This window comes from Albidovulum sediminis (assembly GCF_025380365.1).
Lineage (GTDB): Bacteria > Pseudomonadota > Alphaproteobacteria > Rhodobacterales > Rhodobacteraceae > Albidovulum > Albidovulum sediminis.
This window is the reverse complement of record NZ_JAOCQF010000007.1, coordinates 1-19,949: the sequence shown is the minus strand read 5'-3', so window position 1 is coordinate 19,949 and position 19,949 is coordinate 1. Positions and strand designations below refer to the sequence as shown.

The 19,949-nt window shown below is 61.9% G+C and carries 22 protein-coding genes and 1 riboswitch; of the genes, 8 read left to right on the top strand and 14 right to left on the bottom strand.

Translation table 11 applies throughout. The features are described from left to right. The first annotated feature begins 43 nt into the window (after nucleotides 1-43). Nucleotides 44-511, top strand: a complete 468-nt coding sequence (locus tag N5I32_RS19930; protein ID WP_261497702.1) for a DUF411 domain-containing protein — start codon at nucleotides 44-46, stop codon at nucleotides 509-511. 39 nt (nucleotides 512-550) lie between these two features. Here the strand turns inward: N5I32_RS19930 and N5I32_RS19925 are convergent, their stop codons facing one another. The 10 genes from N5I32_RS19925 to N5I32_RS19880 all read right to left on the bottom strand — a co-directional run bounded on the left by N5I32_RS19925 (nucleotide 551) and on the right by N5I32_RS19880 (nucleotide 8,812). Then, a complete protein-coding gene (locus N5I32_RS19925) occupies nucleotides 551-1,189 on the bottom strand; it encodes a hypothetical protein (protein WP_261497701.1) in 639 nt (212 codons plus the stop codon). After that, nucleotides 1,186-1,908, bottom strand: a complete 723-nt coding sequence (locus tag N5I32_RS19920) for a DsbA family protein (RefSeq protein WP_125327802.1) — start codon at nucleotides 1,906-1,908, stop codon at nucleotides 1,186-1,188. The genes N5I32_RS19925 and N5I32_RS19920 overlap by 4 nt, the downstream gene beginning before the upstream one ends. 112 nt (nucleotides 1,909-2,020) lie before the next feature. Further along, nucleotides 2,021-2,497, bottom strand: coding sequence for a c-type cytochrome (locus tag N5I32_RS19915; protein WP_125327800.1), 477 nt, complete (start codon nucleotides 2,495-2,497; stop codon nucleotides 2,021-2,023). Further along, nucleotides 2,494-4,449: a penicillin-binding protein 2 gene (gene mrdA / locus N5I32_RS19910; RefSeq protein WP_125327798.1), complete on the bottom strand. Its 1,956-nt coding sequence runs from the start codon at nucleotides 4,447-4,449 to the stop codon at nucleotides 2,494-2,496. The genes N5I32_RS19915 and mrdA overlap by 4 nt, the downstream gene beginning before the upstream one ends. Then, entirely contained in the window at nucleotides 4,436-5,179 is a 744-nt protein-coding gene (locus tag N5I32_RS19905) for a ferric reductase-like transmembrane domain-containing protein (protein ID WP_232489271.1), read from the bottom strand. Before N5I32_RS19905 ends, mrdA begins: the two co-directional genes overlap by 14 nt. Then, the gene (locus N5I32_RS19900) at nucleotides 5,176-5,667 is read right to left on the bottom strand and encodes a hypothetical protein (RefSeq protein WP_261497700.1); all 492 of its coding nucleotides are present in this window, start codon (nucleotides 5,665-5,667) and stop codon (nucleotides 5,176-5,178) included. Before N5I32_RS19900 ends, N5I32_RS19905 begins: the two co-directional genes overlap by 4 nt. Beyond that, complete coding sequence (locus tag N5I32_RS19895; RefSeq protein WP_261497699.1) at nucleotides 5,657-6,085, bottom strand: FixH family protein; 429 nt, start codon at nucleotides 6,083-6,085, stop codon at nucleotides 5,657-5,659. Before N5I32_RS19895 ends, N5I32_RS19900 begins: the two co-directional genes overlap by 11 nt. Further along, nucleotides 6,075-7,058, bottom strand: coding sequence for a c-type cytochrome (locus N5I32_RS19890; RefSeq protein ID WP_261497698.1), 984 nt, complete (start codon nucleotides 7,056-7,058; stop codon nucleotides 6,075-6,077). The genes N5I32_RS19895 and N5I32_RS19890 overlap by 11 nt, the downstream gene beginning before the upstream one ends. A 2-nt stretch (nucleotides 7,059-7,060) precedes the next feature. Beyond that, entirely contained in the window at nucleotides 7,061-7,741 is a 681-nt protein-coding gene (locus N5I32_RS19885) for a cytochrome c (RefSeq protein ID WP_261497697.1), read from the bottom strand. A gap of 510 nt (nucleotides 7,742-8,251) precedes the next feature. Next, nucleotides 8,252-8,812: a L,D-transpeptidase gene (locus N5I32_RS19880; protein ID WP_261497696.1), complete on the bottom strand. Its 561-nt coding sequence runs from the start codon at nucleotides 8,810-8,812 to the stop codon at nucleotides 8,252-8,254. Nucleotides 8,813-9,334: 522 nt separating this feature from the next. Here N5I32_RS19880 and N5I32_RS19875 point away from each other — a divergent pair. The 3 genes from N5I32_RS19875 to N5I32_RS19865 all read left to right on the top strand — a co-directional run bounded on the left by N5I32_RS19875 (nucleotide 9,335) and on the right by N5I32_RS19865 (nucleotide 11,254). After that, entirely contained in the window at nucleotides 9,335-9,898 is a 564-nt protein-coding gene (locus tag N5I32_RS19875; protein ID WP_261497695.1) for a L,D-transpeptidase, read from the top strand. A 227-nt stretch (nucleotides 9,899-10,125) separates the two neighbouring features. Beyond that, a complete protein-coding gene (locus N5I32_RS19870) occupies nucleotides 10,126-10,662 on the top strand; it encodes a DsbA family protein (RefSeq protein ID WP_261497694.1) in 537 nt (178 codons plus the stop codon). Nucleotides 10,663-10,666: 4 nt separating this feature from the next. Continuing rightward, nucleotides 10,667-11,254: a cobalamin biosynthesis protein CobQ gene (locus N5I32_RS19865; protein ID WP_261497693.1), complete on the top strand. Its 588-nt coding sequence runs from the start codon at nucleotides 10,667-10,669 to the stop codon at nucleotides 11,252-11,254. A gap of 128 nt (nucleotides 11,255-11,382) precedes the next feature. On the opposite strand, the gene N5I32_RS19860 is transcribed toward N5I32_RS19865, so the two are convergent. From N5I32_RS19860 to N5I32_RS19850, 3 genes are all read right to left on the bottom strand, one after another. Next, on the bottom strand, nucleotides 11,383-13,458 hold the full coding sequence (locus N5I32_RS19860) for a copper-translocating P-type ATPase (RefSeq protein ID WP_261497692.1): 2,076 nt from the start codon (nucleotides 13,456-13,458) through the stop codon (nucleotides 11,383-11,385). Nucleotides 13,459-13,557: 99 nt separating this feature from the next. Next, on the bottom strand, nucleotides 13,558-13,983 hold the full coding sequence (gene copM, locus N5I32_RS19855) for a CopM family metallochaperone (protein WP_168775673.1): 426 nt from the start codon (nucleotides 13,981-13,983) through the stop codon (nucleotides 13,558-13,560). 29 nt (nucleotides 13,984-14,012) lie between these two features. After that, complete coding sequence (locus N5I32_RS19850) at nucleotides 14,013-14,201, bottom strand: heavy-metal-associated domain-containing protein (RefSeq protein ID WP_125327780.1); 189 nt, start codon at nucleotides 14,199-14,201, stop codon at nucleotides 14,013-14,015. Between the two features lie 169 nt (nucleotides 14,202-14,370). Between N5I32_RS19850 and N5I32_RS19845 the strand changes: the two genes are divergently transcribed. The 4 genes from N5I32_RS19845 (at nucleotide 14,371) to N5I32_RS19830 (ending at nucleotide 18,550) form a co-directional block, all read left to right on the top strand. Further along, on the top strand, nucleotides 14,371-16,848 hold the full coding sequence (locus N5I32_RS19845) for a heavy metal translocating P-type ATPase (RefSeq protein ID WP_261497691.1): 2,478 nt from the start codon (nucleotides 14,371-14,373) through the stop codon (nucleotides 16,846-16,848). Between the two features lie 12 nt (nucleotides 16,849-16,860). After that, complete coding sequence (cueR, locus tag N5I32_RS19840) at nucleotides 16,861-17,331, top strand: Cu(I)-responsive transcriptional regulator (protein WP_261497690.1); 471 nt, start codon at nucleotides 16,861-16,863, stop codon at nucleotides 17,329-17,331. 17 nt (nucleotides 17,332-17,348) lie between these two features. Beyond that, nucleotides 17,349-17,564, top strand: a riboswitch (cobalamin riboswitch). Between the two features lie 35 nt (nucleotides 17,565-17,599). Then, the gene (locus N5I32_RS19835) at nucleotides 17,600-17,776 is read left to right on the top strand and encodes a CbtB domain-containing protein (protein WP_261497689.1); all 177 of its coding nucleotides are present in this window, start codon (nucleotides 17,600-17,602) and stop codon (nucleotides 17,774-17,776) included. Between the two features lie 18 nt (nucleotides 17,777-17,794). Beyond that, nucleotides 17,795-18,550 (top strand): CbtA family protein, encoded by a 756-nt coding sequence (locus N5I32_RS19830; protein ID WP_126976235.1) that lies wholly within the window; start codon nucleotides 17,795-17,797, stop codon nucleotides 18,548-18,550. Nucleotides 18,551-18,685: 135 nt separating this feature from the next. On the opposite strand, the gene N5I32_RS19825 is transcribed toward N5I32_RS19830, so the two are convergent. Next, nucleotides 18,686-19,681 carry a hypothetical protein gene (locus N5I32_RS19825; RefSeq protein ID WP_261497688.1) on the bottom strand — a complete coding sequence of 332 codons (996 nt, stop codon included), beginning with the start codon at nucleotides 19,679-19,681 and terminating at the stop codon, nucleotides 18,686-18,688. Nucleotides 19,682-19,949 lie beyond the last annotated feature (268 nt).

Sequence of the window (19,949 nt, the reverse complement as noted above, 5' to 3'; positions counted from 1 at the left end):
CCTTTGGCAGTATTTTGCAAAGACACATAAAATGGGGCATATGATGATCCTTGCGCGCCGAACTCTCCTTCTTGTCGGACCGGCCATCCTTGCCATGAGCACTGTGCCTTTGCTGGCCGAAGGGGACGAACGGATCCATGTGGTGAAGGACCCTGGCTGCCCCTGCTGCAACGCTTGGATCGGCCACCTGCGCGAAAACGGCTTCAACGTCAGCTTTGAAGAGCGCAGTGTCGAAGACCTCGCGGCCTACAAGCGGGAGCGCGGCATCCCGGAGAACCTGTCGTCCTGCCACACGGCGACCATCGGCGACTACACCATCGAAGGGCACGTTCCAGCAGCGGATATCCGCAGGCTGATGGCCGAACGCCCCTTGGCGGTAGGACTTTCCGTTCCGGGCATGCCATTCGGCTCACCGGGAATGGGACCAGAGACAGAGCGTCAGGCTTATGACGTGGTCCTGGTCGGTCAGGACGGAAGCAGTACGGTCTTCACCAGCTATCCGGCGGCGTGAGATCCCCACCCGGTACACGCCGCGCCAGACACCACAGGATCATCTTGGCAAGCCGACCTCGGATGCTTGCCAGGCTTCCAGAAGCTCATCCCGCGGCCCCGCCCCGTCAAGCGGTCTGATCGCGATGTCCAACCTGCGCGCCGCGTGATAGGCTGAGGCGGCCAAAAGACCGGGCTCTTTGCCGTAGGCGAGCCGGTAGCGTGCAATGAAACCTTCCATGCGGTCATCACCATTCCAGCCCTCCGCAAGGAGTGCTTGCACCAGAACGGTGCTTGCACGGCTGTACTTGCTCGCCGCGTCGTCGGCGGCCGGCTTCAGTCCAAGGACTACGACGACATCAGCCGGCTCGTCTGGTGAGCCAGTCAACTCCTGGACCAGTCCGGTGGCTTCCGCCGGAAGCGGAAGAACCTGCACGTCGACGCCGCCCAGATGCCCGTCAGAGGTTTCGTTTGGGTGCCCGTCCCGCTCGTCGGAAGCCAGTAGGAATCCTCGGACAGCCTCCGCAAGGTCTTGCTCAACATTCTCACCGACGACGAGAATTGCTGCGGTGAACGAATGCGCTGCCGCAATTCCAGACAGAGCGATCCAGAGTACCGCCGCGAGGGCCGGGATCGTCCTGCGAGCAGAGAAGGCGGTGCAACGGGTGCATTCCGAAGCGCGTCGTTTCGAACCACTCATTCTGATGCCCGAACAGAAGTCACGATTTCGGAAAGCTGCGCCTTTTCAACAAAACCCGGGACCAACTGATCGCCCACGACAAAGGATGGCGTCCCGTTGAATCCGAGCGCCTCAGCCAGACGCATCGAGGTTGCAATGTGCTCGTCGATCTCAGGCGCCTGCATGTCTGCCTTGAGTCTGTCCAAGTCCAAGCCGATTTCGCCGGCGACACGCAGCACCGTGTCGGCTTCTACCTTGCCACGCATGCCCATCAGAGCGTTGTGGAGCTCAGCATACTTGCCCTGCTTTCGGGATGCGAGTGCGGCGCGTGCGGCAAAGGCAGATCCCTCGCTGAGGATTGGCCATTCGCGCATCACCAATCGGATGTTGCCGTCTTCGGCCAGAAGAGCGTCGACTTCCGGCATGGCGCGCTTGCAGTAGGGGCAGTTGTAGTCAAAGAACTCGACCACCGTGATATCGCCCTCCAGATTGCCTAGAACCGGTGCGTTGGGGTCACGTTCCAATGTGTCCCGCTCGTTGGCCAATACTGCGGTTGCGGTGGCTGCCTGTGCTTCCGCTTGCCGTTCTTCGAGGGCCTGGAGCGCCTCGAGGATCAGTTCGGGGTTTTCGCGCAGGGCCTCTGCCACGAGAGCTTTGATGCGTTCATCCGAGACCTCCTGCGCGAAGGACGGTAAAGCAACTTGGAAACTGAAGACACTGGCTAGCAGCAGGGATTTCATTCGCATCGGGCGGACCTTTCATTTCGTACATTCTTTGAGAGTTGATGCTTCCTCAAGTGACTAGAGGGGCAAGTCCAAACTTGGACCAATAGCCTATTGTTCGGGCCAGGCATCATGGCGCGAGGGCCTCGGTGGCGCTGCGCTCTGCTTGCGTGGCGCGGATGCCGTCGGGCCAAGTCGATTTGATGTAATCCAGAACAGCTTCGATATCCTCGTCCGTCAGACGGTCGCCGAAAGCCGGCATGCCGGAGGTGAAGGCAACGCCCATTTCGTCAAGGACCGCTTGCCCGCCGCGTTTGATGTAGTCGCGCAGCATGATGTCGCCGTGATGCCAGGTGTGGCCGTTCGCGTCATGCGGCGGGGCGGGATAGGTCCCGTCCTCATTCGCCGACCGCCAGTCGGGATGTCCTTCTAGATCGGCGCCGTGGCACGACGCGCATTCCGCCCGATAGATGGCGCGACCTTGTTCGAGATCCGGGCTATTGTGGAAGAACGCGTGCGCTTGTGGCGCCCACAGCAGAGAGAAGGCCGCGGACGCGACGACTGCGGGCCCTCTGAATTTTCCAGCTCTTGGCTTGGTGACCTTCATGTCCGGCTCACGGTGATCGGTGTCACTCCATCCGGCGGGAGAATCCGTTCGGACAGTTGAGCCAGATCCTCCCGAATTCGGGCCCGCTGCGCAGTAGGATAGGCATCTTCGGGCGGCAGGCCGCCGTGTTGGGCAAAGAGCATGATGTCGCGCGCGATCGGTGCCGCCGCCGTTGAGCCGCCGCCGCCATGCTCCACTACAACAGTCACGGCATATCGAGGCGCATCAAAGGGTGCGAAGGCCACGAACAGCCCATGGTCCCGCCTGTTCCATGGGAGTTCGTCCTGCGATCGGACACCGGCGGCGCGCTCGGCCGCTGTGATCGAAAACACCTGGCTCGTTCCGGTCTTCCCGGCCATGGCTTTGGTCACATCCGCGATCCGTGACCCGTATGCGGTGCCGCGCTCGTGGTTCGACACCTCGAACATCCCTTGTCGCACGATCGCAAGCGCTTCTGCCGAAAGTCCAAGTGAGGCAGGCGCAGGTTCACCCGGGCTGGCCCCACCAAGCGGGCGCACGAGACGCGGGAGGACTGCCGTTCCTGAGGCCAGGCGCGCGGTCATCGTGGCTAGCTGAATTGGCGAGGTCAACGTGAAGCCCTGGCCAATGGACGCGTTGATCGTGTCGCCAATCAACCAATCCTGACCGTAGCGCTCTTGCTTCCAGGCGCGCGAGGGATTGTTGCCGTGAACCATTCCCGACAGTGGAAGGTCGTATTTCTGGCCCAGTCCAAGACGGTCATTCATCGCAAAGATGCCGTCGATCCCGATCCGTTGCGCAACTTCGTAGAAGTAGACGTCGCAGGACTGCCGCAACGCACCGACCATGTCGACCCGCCCATGGCCGCCGCTTTTCCAGCAATGGAACCTGCGACCAGAGATTTCCACGTACCCGTTGCAGGTCACGGTTTCTGCTGGATCCATGACCCCGCTTTCCAGAGCCGCGAGCGCATTCGACATCTTGATCGTGGACCCCGGCGGATAGGCCCCTTGAACGGTCTTGTCGGCAAGAGGGCGAAACTCGCTGTCGCGCAGTCCGCTGTAGTCCTTGCTCGAGATCCCCCGCACGAAGAGGTTCGGGTCGAATGCAGGGGCAGACGTGCAGCCGAGGAGATCACCGTTCGTGACATCCATTACGATTGCCGCCGCGCTTTGTCCTTCGAGGCGCACACGCATGAAGTTCTGCAAATGATGATCCAGTGTGATCTGCATGTCCGAGCCGGGGGTCGGCGGATCAAGTGCCAGCTCGCGCATGGTCCTGCCGCTGGCGTTGACCTCCACCCGCTGAGCTCCCGGCTCACCGCGCAGCGCGCGCTCGTGGATCCGCTCAAGCGCCGTCTTGCCGATCTGGTAGTCCGGCGAGCGCAAAAGCGGATCGGGCTCCCCGTCCTTGGTTGCGAGATCGCTGTCGCTAACGGGTCCCACATAGCCGACCTGATGGGCAAAGTCCGGCCCGAAGGGATAGACCCGGGACAGCACCATCTCCGGGTGGACACCCGGAAGAGCCGGGGTGTTCAAGGCGATGATTGACAACTCTTCCCAGGTGACCCTGTCCTTAACGGTCACCGGGACAAAGCCCCGAACGCGGTCAAGTTGCTCCCGAATCCGGTCGATATCCTCGCTCGTCAGACCAAGAAGCCGCTGCAGTTTCGCAAGGACGTCATCGACGTCCCGGGCCTCCTCGTTCACGAGCGTGATCCGGTAGGTGTGCTCGTTGTCCGCGACGATCTTGCCCGCGCGGTCAAAGATGCGGCCCCGGTCGGGGCGCACCAGCCGCAAATTAATCCGGTTTTCCTCGGCCAGAAGGTAATACTCCTCAGCATCGCGTACACCCAGTTGCCACATCCGGAAACCAAGCACACCGACCACCGAGGTCATCATGCCGCCCAGCAACAGCGACCGACGCGTCGTTACCCGTGCGGCCTTGGCAAGATCCCGTTCAGATCGGCGCATGCTTGGCCCTCTCGTCCTGAGACTCCGGTATGCGTCTGCCGCCGATGGTTTTCAGGTAAGCGGCAAGTCGCAGTCCCAGGACCAAGACCACCAGTCCGACGAACCAATACTGCAGGGGGTTAGGCTCGGGCGTCGCCCGGTGAAAGCTGAGGAAGTGCATGAACAGGAAGTAGGCGACATGCGCTACAGACAGCCACCAGAGCGGCAGGACACCCATTTGCAGAAACTTCCAGCCGGAAACGCCCAGGCGGCGCATTGCGACATCGCTTGAGGTTGAGGCCAGGAGGATCGCGAGGAGCAAGGCGGCGATCCCGATTGCGTTGGCCAGACCAAAGCCATGTTGAAACATGACATAGCTGAGGAGTTCGGGATTCCATTCGAAGCCGAAGAGCCGCATCAGGTCCCATTCGACCCAGCCGACAAGAATGATTCCAGCATGCGCAAGCGCCAGAAGGCAGCCGTAGATCCCCGACTCGCGGCGGTAGGTCAGCACCAACACTGCGGGTCTGAGGAGCCGGGCCAGAGGCCCCAGGCCCATCGAAAGCGCAACCAGCACCAGCGAGGCGTCGGCAAGTGCCCGGTTCCAGCGGTGCATCGGACTCCACTCGCCATGGATGGCCGCAAAAATCAGAACGAGGCCAGCAGAGAGGAGGGCCATCAGCCCGTGCCGCAGAAGCACATTCCGGCTCAGCCGTCGGAACATTGGGTCATGGACCGTGACTGTCTTCATTTCACGTCACCCCGATCAAGGCCCCGCGGTCCCTGCACGTTCCTGTTGCCAGTGCGGACAGCGCGAAACCGGCGCCACGTTGTCAACGCGGCGATGCCCATGATGAAGAGCCCGGCAGTCGCAAGCCACGGCCGGAGCGGATCAAACCAGGCAAGAAGCGCGGGTCCACCGAAGACCAGCATGAGCACCTTGTTGCAGGTTGGGCAGGCGATTCCGAGAAAGCTGGCAAGCCCACCCGTCCCGGAAGCGCGCAAGTTGCACTGAGGGACCCACATCGCCGCTGTCACACCTCCGAGGAAGGCCGTCAGAACGGTCGCTACGAACTCCCAAGGCCCGACTGGAGTCATCCGGACAAAAAGCGGGTTCGCCCATACGGCAGTGACCGTGCCGAGGACCACAAACAGGGTGGTGCCAACAGCCAGGCCGCGCAGGTTGCGGCGAAGGCTGTCATCATTCAGAAAAGTTGCCGGACTTGGGTTATTGCGCATCAAACTCGACCTCAGCAAATTCTTCACCAAAGCCCACACTGACGACCCAACGACCGGCCATCGGCAGCTTCACGTCGGCGCGCCAGACGCCTGCCTCGACCAGCTGAAGCGGCGGCGCTATGCTGTCCATGTGCATGTCTACCATCGCAAAGTTCACATCTGGCCGCATGTCGGCAGCTACGCCGGCGTCGGTATCGGGCATGAACTGGATTTCCAGCCGAACGTCACGACCACCGAGCGCATAGACTTGGACGTCCATCCGTCCGTCCGAAAGCGCTTCGGACACTTTGGCTGTCACCGATGGATCAGCGGAGATCGTGTCGCGCGGATCGAGGGTCCAGACGGTCGTCCAGATGAAGACACCGACGAAGACGGCAACGCCCAAGGCCAGAATGAGGGCAAGCGCTCTAGTTCCCATTTCCCATATCCATCTGTGAATGATCCATTCCAGCCATCGGGGTCTCGGTCGGCGTCGGTGCGGGCGCAGGAATGTCGCCCGTGCCTTCGGGGTCGAGGAGATAGGTGGCAATGGCCTCGCGGTCAGCATCGCTCAAAAAGGACGTGCCCTCAGCCACGACCTCGGCCATGCTTCCGCCGAAAGCATCCCCGTTGGGCAGAATTCCGGACTGAAGCGCGTAAGCCAGGTTCGCAACGCCCCAACCTTTTGCGAGGAGAACGTCGCTCAGAATTGGCGGTGCTTTGCTGCCCCCTGGAAGGCTGTCGTTCCCGGCAAAGCGGGCGCCATCATCGAGTCCCCCTGCCAAGGTCCGGCCCGTGTGACAGGCAGCGCAATGTGCAGCCCCCTCGACCAGTTGCCGTCCGCGGTTCCACGGGGAAGACGTGCCCATAAGTGCGTCCGTATCAGGCGTATCAAGGTAGGCCGCGCGCCAGAGCTTCAGTCCCGATCTGAAACTGAAGGGAAAGCCGACGTCGTGGGGTGGGGCTGCATCGCCAACAGCCGGGACGGTGCGGAACGCCTCCCAGAGGTCGGCAATGTCCTGATCGGTAAAACCGGCGTAGAAAGAGTAGGTGAAAACCGGGTAGTAGGGGTCGCCGTCGGGCGACACCCCTTGGCGCACCGCCTTGGCGAAATCCTGGACGGTCCAGCGCCCGATCCCGGCCTCCCTATGCGGGGTGATGTTCGGTGGCACGAAGGTGCCGAAGGGAGTGTCAAGAGGCGTACCTCCCGCGAGCGCCAATCCTTTGGCGGCCGAATTGGTATGACAGGACACGCAGCCACTTGCGCGCGCGAGATAGGCCCCACGTTCGGCATCGCCGGAAGGGAAGCTCGCGGGCTCGACCTCCCCGATCGGCCACAGTGCCAACACTCCGGCACCTATACCTGCCACGATGGCTGGGAAGACAAAGGAAAGCCGGATCAAACCTCGCATGGTCAGTTCCGGCCCGCACGAAACTGCGCATGACAGGAAGAGCAGGTCGCGCTGATCCGGTTGAAGAGGTCGTCGGCCGCCAGTGTCGTCAGATCGAGCTCCAAAACTGTCGGGTCGGATGTCCCTCGTGTCACCGCGATCTTTTCCGGAGCCGCTCCGTATCCCATCAATTCCGCGACCGTGAAGCCCTGCGCTGGTTGCGATGTTCCGGTCATGTCCATGCCCGAGTGATCCATGTCAGCCATCTCGGTAGCTGGCGAACTCGCGGGCTCGAGGCCGTTCGGGGCAGCTTCAGCCAAGGCATCAGCATAGGCCTTCAGCTCTTCGGAGAGGGCCGCGAACTCCTGCCAATCGGCCCAGATTTCCGGCTTGGCATAGGTGACGCCTTCAAGGCTGTTTTCAGGGAAGAGCGACAGCATCGTCCCGCCCGCATGACTTGCAATGACGCTGGCGCCTTCAGACACAATGAAGGTGTCGTAGGGCACGGTGCCCTGCATCATCGGTGCCAATTCGGCGATGGTGTCGCGCATTGCCGTCATTCCGTTCATTCGGTCCAGGACGACGCCCGTCGCCCCCGTATGTGCCAGCGCCACTGCCGCGACGGCGGAAGCGGCAAGCGCGATCGCGCCCGTCCATTGAGATTTCATCTGCCTGACTGCCCTTGGTTTTTTGTTGTTGTTCATTGGCTGCGCCCTGCCGGTCAGGCGGGTCGCACCTTGGGACGACTTCTGGAGTCAGGCTGAGAAAGGGTCGAACCTGAGCCAGTCTTTCAAACCGGCTCTTCTGGTCATCGAACAATCGTTCGGCCTGACTGTCAGGTCAGGGTTCGCGGGGGAGGAAGTGTGATGGCCGGACCGCCAAAACGGAGTTGCGACTGCTCAGCATCGGGCTGAAGCACAGCCGGAACGGCCTTGGGCTGTATCGATGCCAGAGCATCCGGCAAAACGAACGCTGTGCAAGTGACGCCGGGATGGCAGGCAGGCGTTACCGAAGATTGCTGTTCGGGGGTATAGGCAGCCTCGACGGTGGAGCTGGAATGATGCTCGTTGCCAGACGCTGCTTCAGCAGATTGTCCCAACACCAAGCCTATGACCAGAACGACAGTCAGAAGCCACATCGACGCGAAACGCAACAACCTGCGTACAAGCGGGTTTTGCGGGAGGGCCAATGGGGTTACTGTCGCTCTCATCTGTTCAGATCAGCTTGACTTTCGTTCCGACCGGCGTGCGATCGAACACTTCTTCGATGTGCTCGTTGTAAAGCCCGATACAGCCGTTCGACGAGCGGCGACCGATCTTGCGCGTATCGTGGGTACCATGAATCCGGTAGTACTGCCACGAGAGATACAGGGCGCGGGTGCCAAGCGGATTTGTTGGATCGCCTCCTGGCACAAAGGCTGGCCATTCCGGGTTGCGCTCCCGCATCGAGGGTGTCGGAGCCCAGCTCGGGTTTTCCCGCTTCTCGACGACCTCGGTATATCCCCGCCGGGTCAATTCATCCGACAGCGGAACCGAAGTGGGGTAGAGAAACATCTGACCATCGCTCGTCCAGTGCTGGAGAACCTTGGCCGTGGTGTCAGAGATGATAACCCCCACCCCAAGCGAGTCGAAGTGGTACTGCCACTCATGGGTGCGGAACGCCGAGATGTTGTTTCGGACGGGCCCTTGGTTATCCTCGGTTGCGAAGGCTGCCCGACCCGTCAAGAAAGGCGCGGCAAGGGCTCCGGCAACGAAAAGTCGTCGACTGAATCGCATGGTCTGCTCCTCTTTTTGTAACCCTTGCCGGCTTCCAACGTGGGAAGGTCAAATCGCTTCCCGTCTCTCATTGGTCACAAAGAGGTGAAGCCGTGGCGCTTTCGCCGATTTTGTTGGGAAATTCTCTGCTCACTTCGATGTGAACACCTCTCCCATGCACCAAGAGCGCTATTCTGCGCCCATGCGTAAGTTTGCGAACATCTTGTGCGGTTTGTGCTTGCTCGTCGCCCTTCTCTGGGCGGCGCTTCCCGAACACGCATCCCACGGCGCGCATGCCGATCATACTCAAACCGCAGCCGTAGACCAGGACGCCCTTTGCAGCGACGGATCAGGCCATGCCTCATGCCAGCTTGTCGCAACTGCCTCCTTGTCATTTTTCGAGGTGGCACCGTATGCCAAGTCTGCGCGGTTCGTGATTACGCCGGTCTCTGCCTCAAGCCGCGCCTTTGCCCCCGGACGCCCACCTCCGCGAACCTTCCTCTGAGTGAACCCTCGTCCTTCACGTTCCTCTCAGGAGTTCGCATGATTTTCCGTCGATCCTTTCTCACCGGCGCAGCCGCTGCAGCCCTCTCGATGCCAACTGTCCTTCGCGCCCATACCGAAGAACCCTTTGTCCTGGCCGACGAATTTCAACCTCGCGAGGTCCGAGTCCGAGAGCAACATACCCCCGGTCAGATCCTGGTCTTCCCGCGAAGTTTCTTTCTCTATTATGTTTTCGATTCCGAGCGGGCCGTCAGGTACGGTGTTGGCGTCGGCAAGGCCGGTCTGGCATTCAAGGGATCGGCAATCATCGAACGCAAGGCAGAATGGCCGTCATGGCGCCCGACAAACGACATGATCCGCCGGAATCCCGATCGCTATGCCCAGTTTGCCGAGGGGGTGCCAGGCGGACCTGGCAACCCTCTAGGTGCCCGCGCCCTCTACCTTTACCGCGACGGGCGCGACACCTACTACCGGATTCATGGCACGACAGAGCCCTGGTCGATTGGACAATCAGTGTCGAACGGCTGCATCAGGATGCTGAACGACCATGTGATCCAACTCTACGAGCAGGTACCCGTCGGAACACCGGTGACAGTCCTGTGACGATCCGGCGTCGTGATCTCTTTGTAGTGGGGGGCATCATAGCATTGATCTATGGACTGAGGGCCCTGCCTTGGGACCGGCTTGGCGGACGCGGGCTTTCCTATGTCGACATTGAGAGTGTGCCGCCTTTTCGTCGACTGGAGCTAGCCGCTCAGACCTCCACGGCAAACATTGCACTCGTCGGTCTCGATGGGCCACTACCTGATGCGGGAGCACGCAGGGCGCGCATGGAGACCATGCGCACCGACCCATGCCCGGCCTTATTTGGGAACAGCGCCTCTAACTCTGAAGTTCCCATCGCCTACTTCAGCGAGTTTCGCTGCCCCTTCTGCCGTGCTCTCGAGCGAGATCTTGAAAGCCTGCTGGCCGAGGACCCAGCCACATTCCGGCTCGTGCAACACGAACTTCCGATCTTCGGGCCGCCGTCTGAACTGGCCGCAAGGGCATCCGTTGCCGCCGCACGCCAGGGCAAGCAACAGGAGCTTCGCCGCCGCTTCATGCGGACACCGATGGTTGCCGAAGAGGCCTCGGTACGGCGTGTTGCGGAGACCCTTGATCTGGATGTCGAGCAGCTCTTAATCGACATGTCCTCCGCCGGGGTTCAGGCTGAGCTCGACCGAACGCGCGCACTTGCCGATCTGTTCGGGTTCATCGGCACCCCAGGTCTGGTGATCGGACGGACCGTGCTCAGCGGTGCGGTTCCCCTTTCCCTCCTCCGACAGATTGCGGAAGGAGAGAAGGCCGAACCATTTCCGGCCTGTTGATGCGATGAACACACCAACGCATATGCTGATCGGGGCTGCTGTCTTTGCGCGGCCCGTCGTGCCGTCCACACTGGTGGCGGCCATGCTGGGCGGCCTCGCCCCTGATGTTCCAATGTTTGCGCTGGTGCTTTGGTCGACCCGCCTGGCTGGAATTCCCCAGCATGAAGTCTTCGGAAGCCTCTTCTACTCGGACTCATGGCAGGCCGTCTTTGCCGTTGATCACAGCTTTTTCGTCTGGGGCCTGCTTCTTGCTCTTGGACAATGGCGACGTTACCTCATTCTGACCGCCTTTGCAGGAGCCGGCTTTTTGCATGCGGCCACCGACTTCGTCACCCATCATGACGATGCCCGCCGCCAATTCTGGCCCGTGTCGGACTGGGTCTTCCGCAGTCCGGTCAGCTACTGGGACCCGAACTATTACGGTGGTATCATCGGCGTGGTGGAACTTGGGCTGGTTCTGTTCGCCACTGCCTTCCTCTGCTGGCGGCACCGAAAACTCTGGCAGCGCGTCGTGATCGTCATTTTGGCCGCTGTGATCGTCGTACCCGTGATAGTTACAGGTGGCTTCCACGGACTTCACGGCATGGGCTGAAAGAGCGCACCGCAGCGTGCTTCAAGTTCCCGCTCGGCATGGCTTGCATGGCCATTCAGGATTGATCGCGCCTCACCTAGCAACTTACTGAAAAGCACGCTTGGTCTTGCTAGGCGCTCAATGTCGCCTTAGTTCGATCTGTATCGCCGCAGGAGTTGTGCATTGATCGCTACAATAATGGTCGATGCCGACATGAATACGGCGCCGACTGCAGGTGTCATCAGGAAGCCGGTGCCGAACGTGATGCCAGCAGCCATTGGAATGGCAAATGCGTTGTATCCGGTCGCCCAGATCAGGTTCTGCACCATCTTCGAATACGTCGCTCGGGACAGGCCAAGAATGGCCTCCACATCCCGTGGGTCAGAACGCACCAGGACCACGTCGGCGGATTCCACGGCGACATCCGTGCCCGCACCAATGGCAATTCCAAGATCGGCTTCGACGAGCGCCGGCGCGTCGTTCACCCCGTCTCCAACCATTGCAACCTTCAGACCCCGGGCGCGAAGTTCTTTCACGTGGGCCGCCTTCTGCTCCGGGAGGACCTGTGCGAAATATTCATCGAGGCCGAGTTCTGCAGCGACCGATTTCGCGACCCCCTCCGCGTCTCCCGTCATCATGATGGACCTGACACCCCTATCCTTGAGACGTGCCACGACATCACGCGATTGCGCGCGCACGATGTCTGCCAAAGCCAGCAACGCATAGGGCTGGCCGCCGACCTCCAGCACCACGACGGTCTTGCCTGCCTCCTCCAGCAGGGCGAGGCGCGGGTCGGTCACGGGTCGGCCTTGCCGCCGAAGATGACCAGGGCTGACGATGCCGACCTCCCGCCCGTCCACACGTGCCGTAACCCCCGCACCCGTGATGCTCTGCAAGCCTTCCGGGGCCGGAAAGTCTATGCCACGGGCTTTTGCGGCGGCGACAATCCCGGTAGCGATCGGATGCTGCGACTGGCTTTCAACCGAAGCCGCAACACGCAAAGCGGTCGTCTCGTCGCCACCTTGCAGCAAAACCAGATCGCTGACGCCGAACCTGCCTTCGGTCAGGGTGCCGGTCTTGTCGAAGACCACGGCATTCAGATCCCGCGCACGCTCAAAGGCTGCACGGTCGCGGATCAGCAGTCCGTTGCGCGCCGCCAGCGACGTCGAGACGGCCACGACAAGCGGCACGGCAAGGCCGAGCGCATGCGGACACGCGATGACCATGACTGTCACCATCCGCTCAAGCGCAAAGGTGGCCCCCGCCCCGACCGCATACCAGTAACCGAACGATCCGAGGCCGACGGTGATGGCAATCCAGGTCAGGACAGTTGCGGCGCGCGAGGCCAGATCCTGTGTGCGCGAGCGGCTTTCCTGTGCTGCTTTCACCATGGCGATGACCTGCGACAGGTAGGTTGCCTCGCCCGTCGCCTTCACCTCGATGGTGACGGCACCTTCGCCATTTACCGCACCGCCGATGACAGCCTCGCCGGCAGACCGCGCGACAGGTTTCGATTCCCCGGTCAGCATGGCCTCGTTGAAGGATGATGTGCCTTCGATGATCTTTCCATCGACCGGCACCTTGGCACCGGGGCGGATCACGACCCGGTCGCCGGCGATTAAGGCCGCGACGGGCACGTCCTCCGTTCCACCGTCCGCGGTCACCCGCAGTGCGGTATCGGGCAGCAGGCGTACCAGTTCCTCCAAAGCGCGAGAAGCGCCGAGGATGGACCGCATCTCAAGCCAATGCCCCAAAAGCATGATCGTGACGAGCGTGGCCAGTTCCCAATAGAACGGCTCTCCGCCGGGCAGTCCCAGTGTGACGGCAGCCGAGTAGAAATAGGCTGTCGAGATGGCAAGCGCGACCAGCGTCATCATTCCTGGACGGCCAGCGCGGATTTCAGGACCGGCGCCCTTAAGGAAGGGCCATCCTGCCCAGAAGTAGATCACAGATGACAGGCTCAGTGCGATCCACTCTTCACCGGCAAGCAAGCGTGCCATGCCTTGCCCGACAAAATCGCGGACCATTGGGGACAGGACCAAAACCGGGATCGTGAGAGCCAACGCCAACCAGAAGCGCCTGCGGTAGTCGTCGACCATGCCAGCGTGCCCGGCCTTGTGGCTCGAATGCCCGCCAGCACCGGACCGGAGTTCGCTCTTGTTCGACTTCGCCGCGTGCCCAACTTGATGGTCGTGGTGGTTTGCGTGTCCATTCTCAGCCGTCATGGCAATAATCCCTAGACCGATGCGGCCAGACGGTCGCTGTGTGTCAGGTCGGACGGCAGGATGGCCGGGAGCGGGCCACCCTGCCGCCACTGAAGCGCCTTACAACCCGCGAGCCGCGAGCCAGGCCTTCATCTCGGCGATCTCGGCCTCCTGAGCCGCGATCACCTCTTCCGAGAGCTTTCTGATTTCCGGGTCCGTGCCATGCTTCAGCTGGATTCGCGCCATCGCGACCGCAGCTTCATGGTGCGGAATCATGCCTCGCACGAAGTCCACGTCAGCGTCCCCGGTATAAGGCACCATCATGTCCGCCATCATCTGGTCCATTGCCGCCGCGTAGGCCTGCACAGCCGGATTGTCGGCCAACTCTGCCGGAATCATGGAAGCATGGCTCATCATGCCCATATCCCCCATGCCCATGCCACCCATGTTGGAGTGATCCATGCCCTCCATGGTTTGCTGGGCAAATGCGATCCCGCCGACAACAGCAACTGCCGCAATAGACAGCGCGAGAGTACGTTTGTTCATTCAGATTTTCCTTCGATGATTATGTTTTGTCAGGCAGGCGCGTAGCCGACCTCGGTCAGCGCCGCGACCAACCGGTCGCGAGAAGCCGCTGATTTCACTTCGACCTTGTGCGAGGCCGGATCCGCGCTCACCTCGGCGGAGGGGTCTACCGCCTGGATCGCCTTGGTGACGCTGCGCGCGCAGCCGCCGCAGGTCATGTTCTCGATATGGAACTGCATGAGTGTCTCCTTTGGACAGTCGCCTCATGCACCTCGATATGGGCCTTCCCACCGTTGTAAGGTCAAGGGAACAAATCCGTGAACAGACAAATTGAAATCAGGGCTTGACCTTACCATCATGGGAAGCCCTATCTCAATCAGCGGAGTACCTCGACACTGGAGTGCCGCTATGAACATACAAACCCTTCATAACGCCACGGCGGATCTCGGCAAGATCGTGATCGACGTCGAAGGCATGACCTGCGCATCCTGTGTCGGGCGCGTTGAGCGCGCTCTTCAGGCGGTCCCCGGGGTCAAAACTGCAGCCGTCAACCTCGCGACGGAACGGGCAGAAGTCATCGGATCGGACCTGGACCGATCGGCTCTGGTCAAGGCAATCGAGGACGCGGGCTATGATGTGCCAACGCGTCCGATAGATATCGTCATCGAGGGTATGACCTGCGCCTCCTGTGTGGCACGGGTGGAGCGGGCCTTGAAGACGGTACCCGGCGTGACCGTAGCCAATGTCAATCTGGCCACGGAACGCGCCACGGTCACCGGAACGGCGGACCTTGCCGCCCTGATCGGCGCAATCGCGGATGCGGGGTACGAAGCGCGGGCAGCGGCCGAAACCGCCATCATGTCAGAAGAGTCCGCCGCGAAGAAAACGGCCGAGGAAGCCGCATTGAGGCGCGATGTGCTTTTTGCTGCGGCTCTGACGCTGCCGGTGTTTGTCCTCGAGATGGGATCACATCTGTTCTTGTGGGTCCACATGGCGGTGATGAACAGCATTGGCATGCAGAACAGCTGGTACATTCAGTTCGCCTTGACGACCGTAGTCCTTCTTGGTCCTGGCCTCAGGTTTTACCGCAAGGGGTTTCCGGCCCTGGCGCGTCTGGCGCCTGACATGAACAGCCTGGTCGCGGTCGGAACGTTGGCTGCCTTCGGCTATTCCCTGGTGGCAACCTTTGCGCCCGACGTCCTGCCCCCAGGCACCCAGAATGTCTATTTCGAGGCGGCGGCAGTCATCGTCACATTGATCCTCCTTGGTCGTCTGCTTGAAGCCCGCGCAAAGGGCCGTACATCCGAGGCGATCAAGCGGCTGGTCGGGCTTCAGGCCAAGACTGCGCGTGTCCTCCGTAACGGCGGGCTTATCGAAGTTCCGGTCGCAGAAGTCCGCCCCGGTGATGTCGTCGAGGTCCGCCCCGGCGAGCGGGTGCCGGTCGACGGCGAGGTGACGGAAGGCACAAGCTGGATCGACGAAAGCATGATCTCTGGCGAGCCCGTGCCGGTCGAGAAGGCACCGGGCAGCACAGTGACCGGCGGCACAGTAAACCAGACCGGCGCGTTCAGTTTCCGGGCGACGGCAGTGGGTGAGGCCACGATGCTGGCTCAGATCATCCGCATGGTCGAAGCCGCGCAAGGCGGAAAGCTGCCGATTCAGGCGCTGGTCGACCGCGTGACGATGTGGTTCGTTCCCGTGGTTATGGCGCTTGCCGTGCTGACCTTCGCCGTCTGGCTGATCTTCGGGCCTGATCCGGCCCTGACCTTCGGCCTGGTCAACGCCGTCGCCGTCCTCATCATTGCCTGCCCCTGCGCCATGGGTCTGGCCACGCCAACGTCGATCATGGTCGGCACCGGGCGTGGTGCCGAAATGGGCGTGCTCTTCCGCAAGGGTGAGGCCCTCCAAGCCTTGCAGAGCGTCAAGGTGGTCGCGTTCGACAAGACCGGTACCCTGACCGAGGGCAAGCCGCGCCTGACCGACATGGCGCTGGCGCCGGGCTTCGACCGGGCCGCAGTGCTGGCAGTGGTGGCGGCTGTCGAAGCGAAGTCCGAGCATCCGATCGCCCGCGCCATCGTCGCCGCGGCCGAAGCCGAGGGCCTGATCCTTCCCGAGGTCACTGCCTTCGATTCCGTCACCGGTTTCGGTGTGACGGCGGCGGCGGGCGGACAGCGGGTCGACGTCGGCGCCGACCGCTACATGGTCAAGCTCGGCCTCGATGTCTCGGGCTTCGGCGATACCGCGACCCGGCTCGGCGACGAGGGCAAGTCACCGCTCTATGCCGCCATCGACGGCAAGCTTGCCGCGATCATCGCCGTTGCGGACCCAATCAAGGAAACCACGCCGCAGGCGATCCAGGCATTGCACCTGCTGGGGCTGAAGGTTGCCATGATCACCGGCGACAATGGCCGCACGGCGAACGCCATCGCCCGCCAGCTTGGCATCGACGAAGTTGTGGCCGAGGTGCTGCCCGACGGCAAGGTCGCTGCTGTGAAACGTCTGAAGGCACTGGGCGCGCTGGCGTATGTCGGCGACGGGATCAACGATGCGCCCGCCCTGGCCGAAGCGGATGTGGGCCTTGCCGTCGGCACCGGCACCGACATTGCCATCGAGGCGGCGGACGTCGTACTGATGTCGGGCAGGCTGACTGCGGTTTCGGATGCCATCGCGCTGTCCAAGGCAACCATACGCAACATCCGCCAGAACCTGTTCTGGGCCTTCATCTACAACGCCCTACTGATCCCGGTTGCGGCAGGCGCGCTCTGGCCCGCCTTCGGAATCCTGCTGTCGCCGATCTTCGCCGCCGCCGCGATGGCGCTATCGTCGGTCTTCGTCCTTGGCAACGCTCTGCGACTGCGGCGCTTTGCACCTTCAATCGCCGTGTAAGGAGGCCCTGAGTTGAACATCGGTGAAGCTTCAAAATCTTCGGGCGTTTCTGCCAAAATGATCCGCTACTATGAGTCGATCGGTCTCATTCCGGCAGCAGGAAGGACGGTTGCAGGATATCGCGTCTATACGATGACCGATGTTCAGCTTCTGCGCTTCATCCGAAGGGCGCGGGATCTGGGCTTCTCCGTCGAGAAGATCGAGGAGTTGCTGGCGCTCTGGCAGGATCGTTCACGGCAGAGCGCCGATGTGAAACAGATTGCGCTTGAGCAGATCGCCGGTCTTGAAGTTCGAATTCGTGAAATGCAGGCAATGATGGACACGCTTCGTCATCTGGCAGATGCGTGCTGCGGCGATCACCGCCCGGACTGTCCGATCCTAGCAGACCTCGTGAATGGCCCCGATCAAGGCAGTAATGGGGGCGAGGATGAACGAACTCCCGCGTCCCGCTCCGAAAAGGCTGCCGGGCTTCAAGCGCATTGACATTCTACGGCCTGCGCATGATCGTGATCATGTTTGGTGTTCATGGGATGCAGAGTCCCCGAACTCAATCGGGAATGAGGAAGGGTGGACCCAATAGCGGCACCCGACGCCTCAGCCGCCCCCGCGACTGTATGCGGTAGTGGCCCTTCGATATGCCACTGGGCAACTGCCCGGGAAGGCGAAGGGTTGCAGTGACCGTGAGCCAGGAGACCGGCCAGACAGGAGGCTTAACCCCAATCCCGTCGGGTGTGACGGGCGGAGAAACATCATGTTTGCCACCACTCTTTCCACCGCGTCCGTACAGCACGCAGGTCTGGTTCGGCCCATCCTGACCAGTGCTGTCCTTGGTACGTTTCTCATCTTTGCGGCAGGTTTTGCCTCTTCAGATGCGCTGCATTCCGCAACACATGATACCCGCCACGCCACTGGCTTTCCCTGCCACTGACAGATCGAGTTCGCTGACATGACGAGGTCCCTGCTGTCCGGCGGGGTGATTGCGGGTGCTATTACAGGTCTCGCGGTTGCCTTTCTGCAGTTTTTTCTGATCCAGCCACTCATCATCGAAGCCGAGCGATACGAGACCGGCGAACTTGTCCTGATGGGGGTGGCGCAAGATGACCCCTCGGGATCGAGTGGCGATCCTGTCCTGCCTGCGCACGATGCCGACGACGCTGACGAAGAGGTTGGTATCGTCGTGCGAAACGGCCTGACGGTCCTGACTTTGGTCTTGACCTGGTCAGGCTTTGGCCTGGTCGCGGGAGCTGCTCTTGCAACACACCGTGCCCTGTGGGGTCCACACAGCATTTCTGCACCCGCGCTCGCCCTTTCCGGCTTCGCTGCTTTCGCCCTGTCACCCAGCTTGGGACTGCCACCGGAGTTGCCAGGCATGCTGGCCGCTGATCTGTCGGACAGGCAAATGTGGTGGGTCATGTCGGCGGCGGCGACGGTGGCGGGGCTTTTCCTCGCCAGTGGGGTCAAGTCCTGGCCTGGGCGTCTCGCAGGGCTTGCCTTGATGGTGGCCCCCCACCTTCTCGGGGCACCGCAGCCACCTGCTTCCGTCCCGGTCATTCCTCCGGATTTGGCCGCGCTCTACAGTGCCCGGGTACTCGGCCTGAGCCTGATCGGTTGGCTTGCTCTCGCATCCCTTCTCTTCAGATTGATGCCGGAAGACGGGCGGGAGCAACCTACTGCTGTCGCAGAAGCTGTTGATACCCGTTGACAGAGCAGTCGGAACGACGCATGCGCTCCAGTCTTGCGGTGATCCGATCATCGTCCTTCACATCCTGAACCGCACGATGCATGTTGAGGACAACTTTTTTCCGGACGGCTGACACCCCACGCCTGTGAAGGGCTGTCAATTCGCAGCGCGCCACATCCGATACCGCCCCTGCCCCGTCACCTCGCGGATTAGACCCCGCGTCTCCATCCAGGCGAGGTTGCGCTGGACGGCGGCGCGGCTGGCGCCGGTCAGCACCTCAGCCATTGGGGCGGATACAAGAGGCCATTCGGTCAGCACCGCGCGCAAGGCTGGGGGTGTCCTGCCCGAGAGCGTGGCCATCTCGGTTTCGGACCGCGCTGACCAAGCCTCGATGTCGTCGAGGTGCCGCATCGCGGTCCGGCTTGCCGACTCCATCCCGTCGAACCATCGCACCAGTCGGTCAGCGGCTGTACCACCGGCGCGCAGCCCCCCTGCCCCGCCCATGGCGAGAGGGACAAATATCGCTCCCCTGCCCTCGCTGGTCGCAATCCGCGCGGCCGTTACAGCCGCTTCCACACGGTCTCCGTGCTGCCCGAGACCCGCCAAACTCCAAAGGTGGAACCCCATGCAGGCGCGGCTGATCGGGTGGAGATCAGCAGCTTGCGCCATCACGTCCAGCCAACCCCCCGCACGATCCGCGAAGGACTCCGCCTCATTCGCCAAGTTTTCAGGGTCACGGCGATCCACAAAAGCGGCCAGGTCCACCTCCGGCCTTGGCCCTCCCGTCAGGCGTCGCACCGCCCATCCGACGCGTGCCAAGGCGGCCGTGTCGTCTTGAACTCCAGACAGGCGCAGGGCGATCCAGAGCGCCAGTCGATCCGGCCCGATGCGGTCGCCTGCGAACCAGCTTAGGTCGGCTGCTTCGATCAGGGCGAGCCTGTGGCGCCAGCCCTCAGGCCCACGCTTCAATCGTTCGTCCAGAGCGCCAATCCGCCCCGCGACGCGGGCGAGCCGCGCGGCATGACCCGCCTCGGCCTTCCGCCAGTCATCAAGAACCGCCGTCGCGCGGGGTTCGGCTCTGGGGCCGGGCGGCAGATCGTCGGGCTCGTCTTCGATCGGACCGGGCAGGAACCACTGTCGCTTTTCCTTCACGATTTCACTGCATGGTTATGACGAGTTTTCACGATGGTAGCGCCGGAATCGGCGCAATTTTCTGCTTTGTGATTTCAATTTCAATTCGGACTTCAATAGGTTTCGAAGGGCACGGTGGCATGACAGCGCTCAGCAAAGATCGGCCATTGGAACGGGCAGCTTACCGCGCTTCTGACGAGGTCTGGTCAAAGGGGTCATCCTCAATTTGTGTGGTGCAGAGGGAGCATTCGGGCCCTGAGCAAGTTCGGGCCGGCTCGCCCATACATCG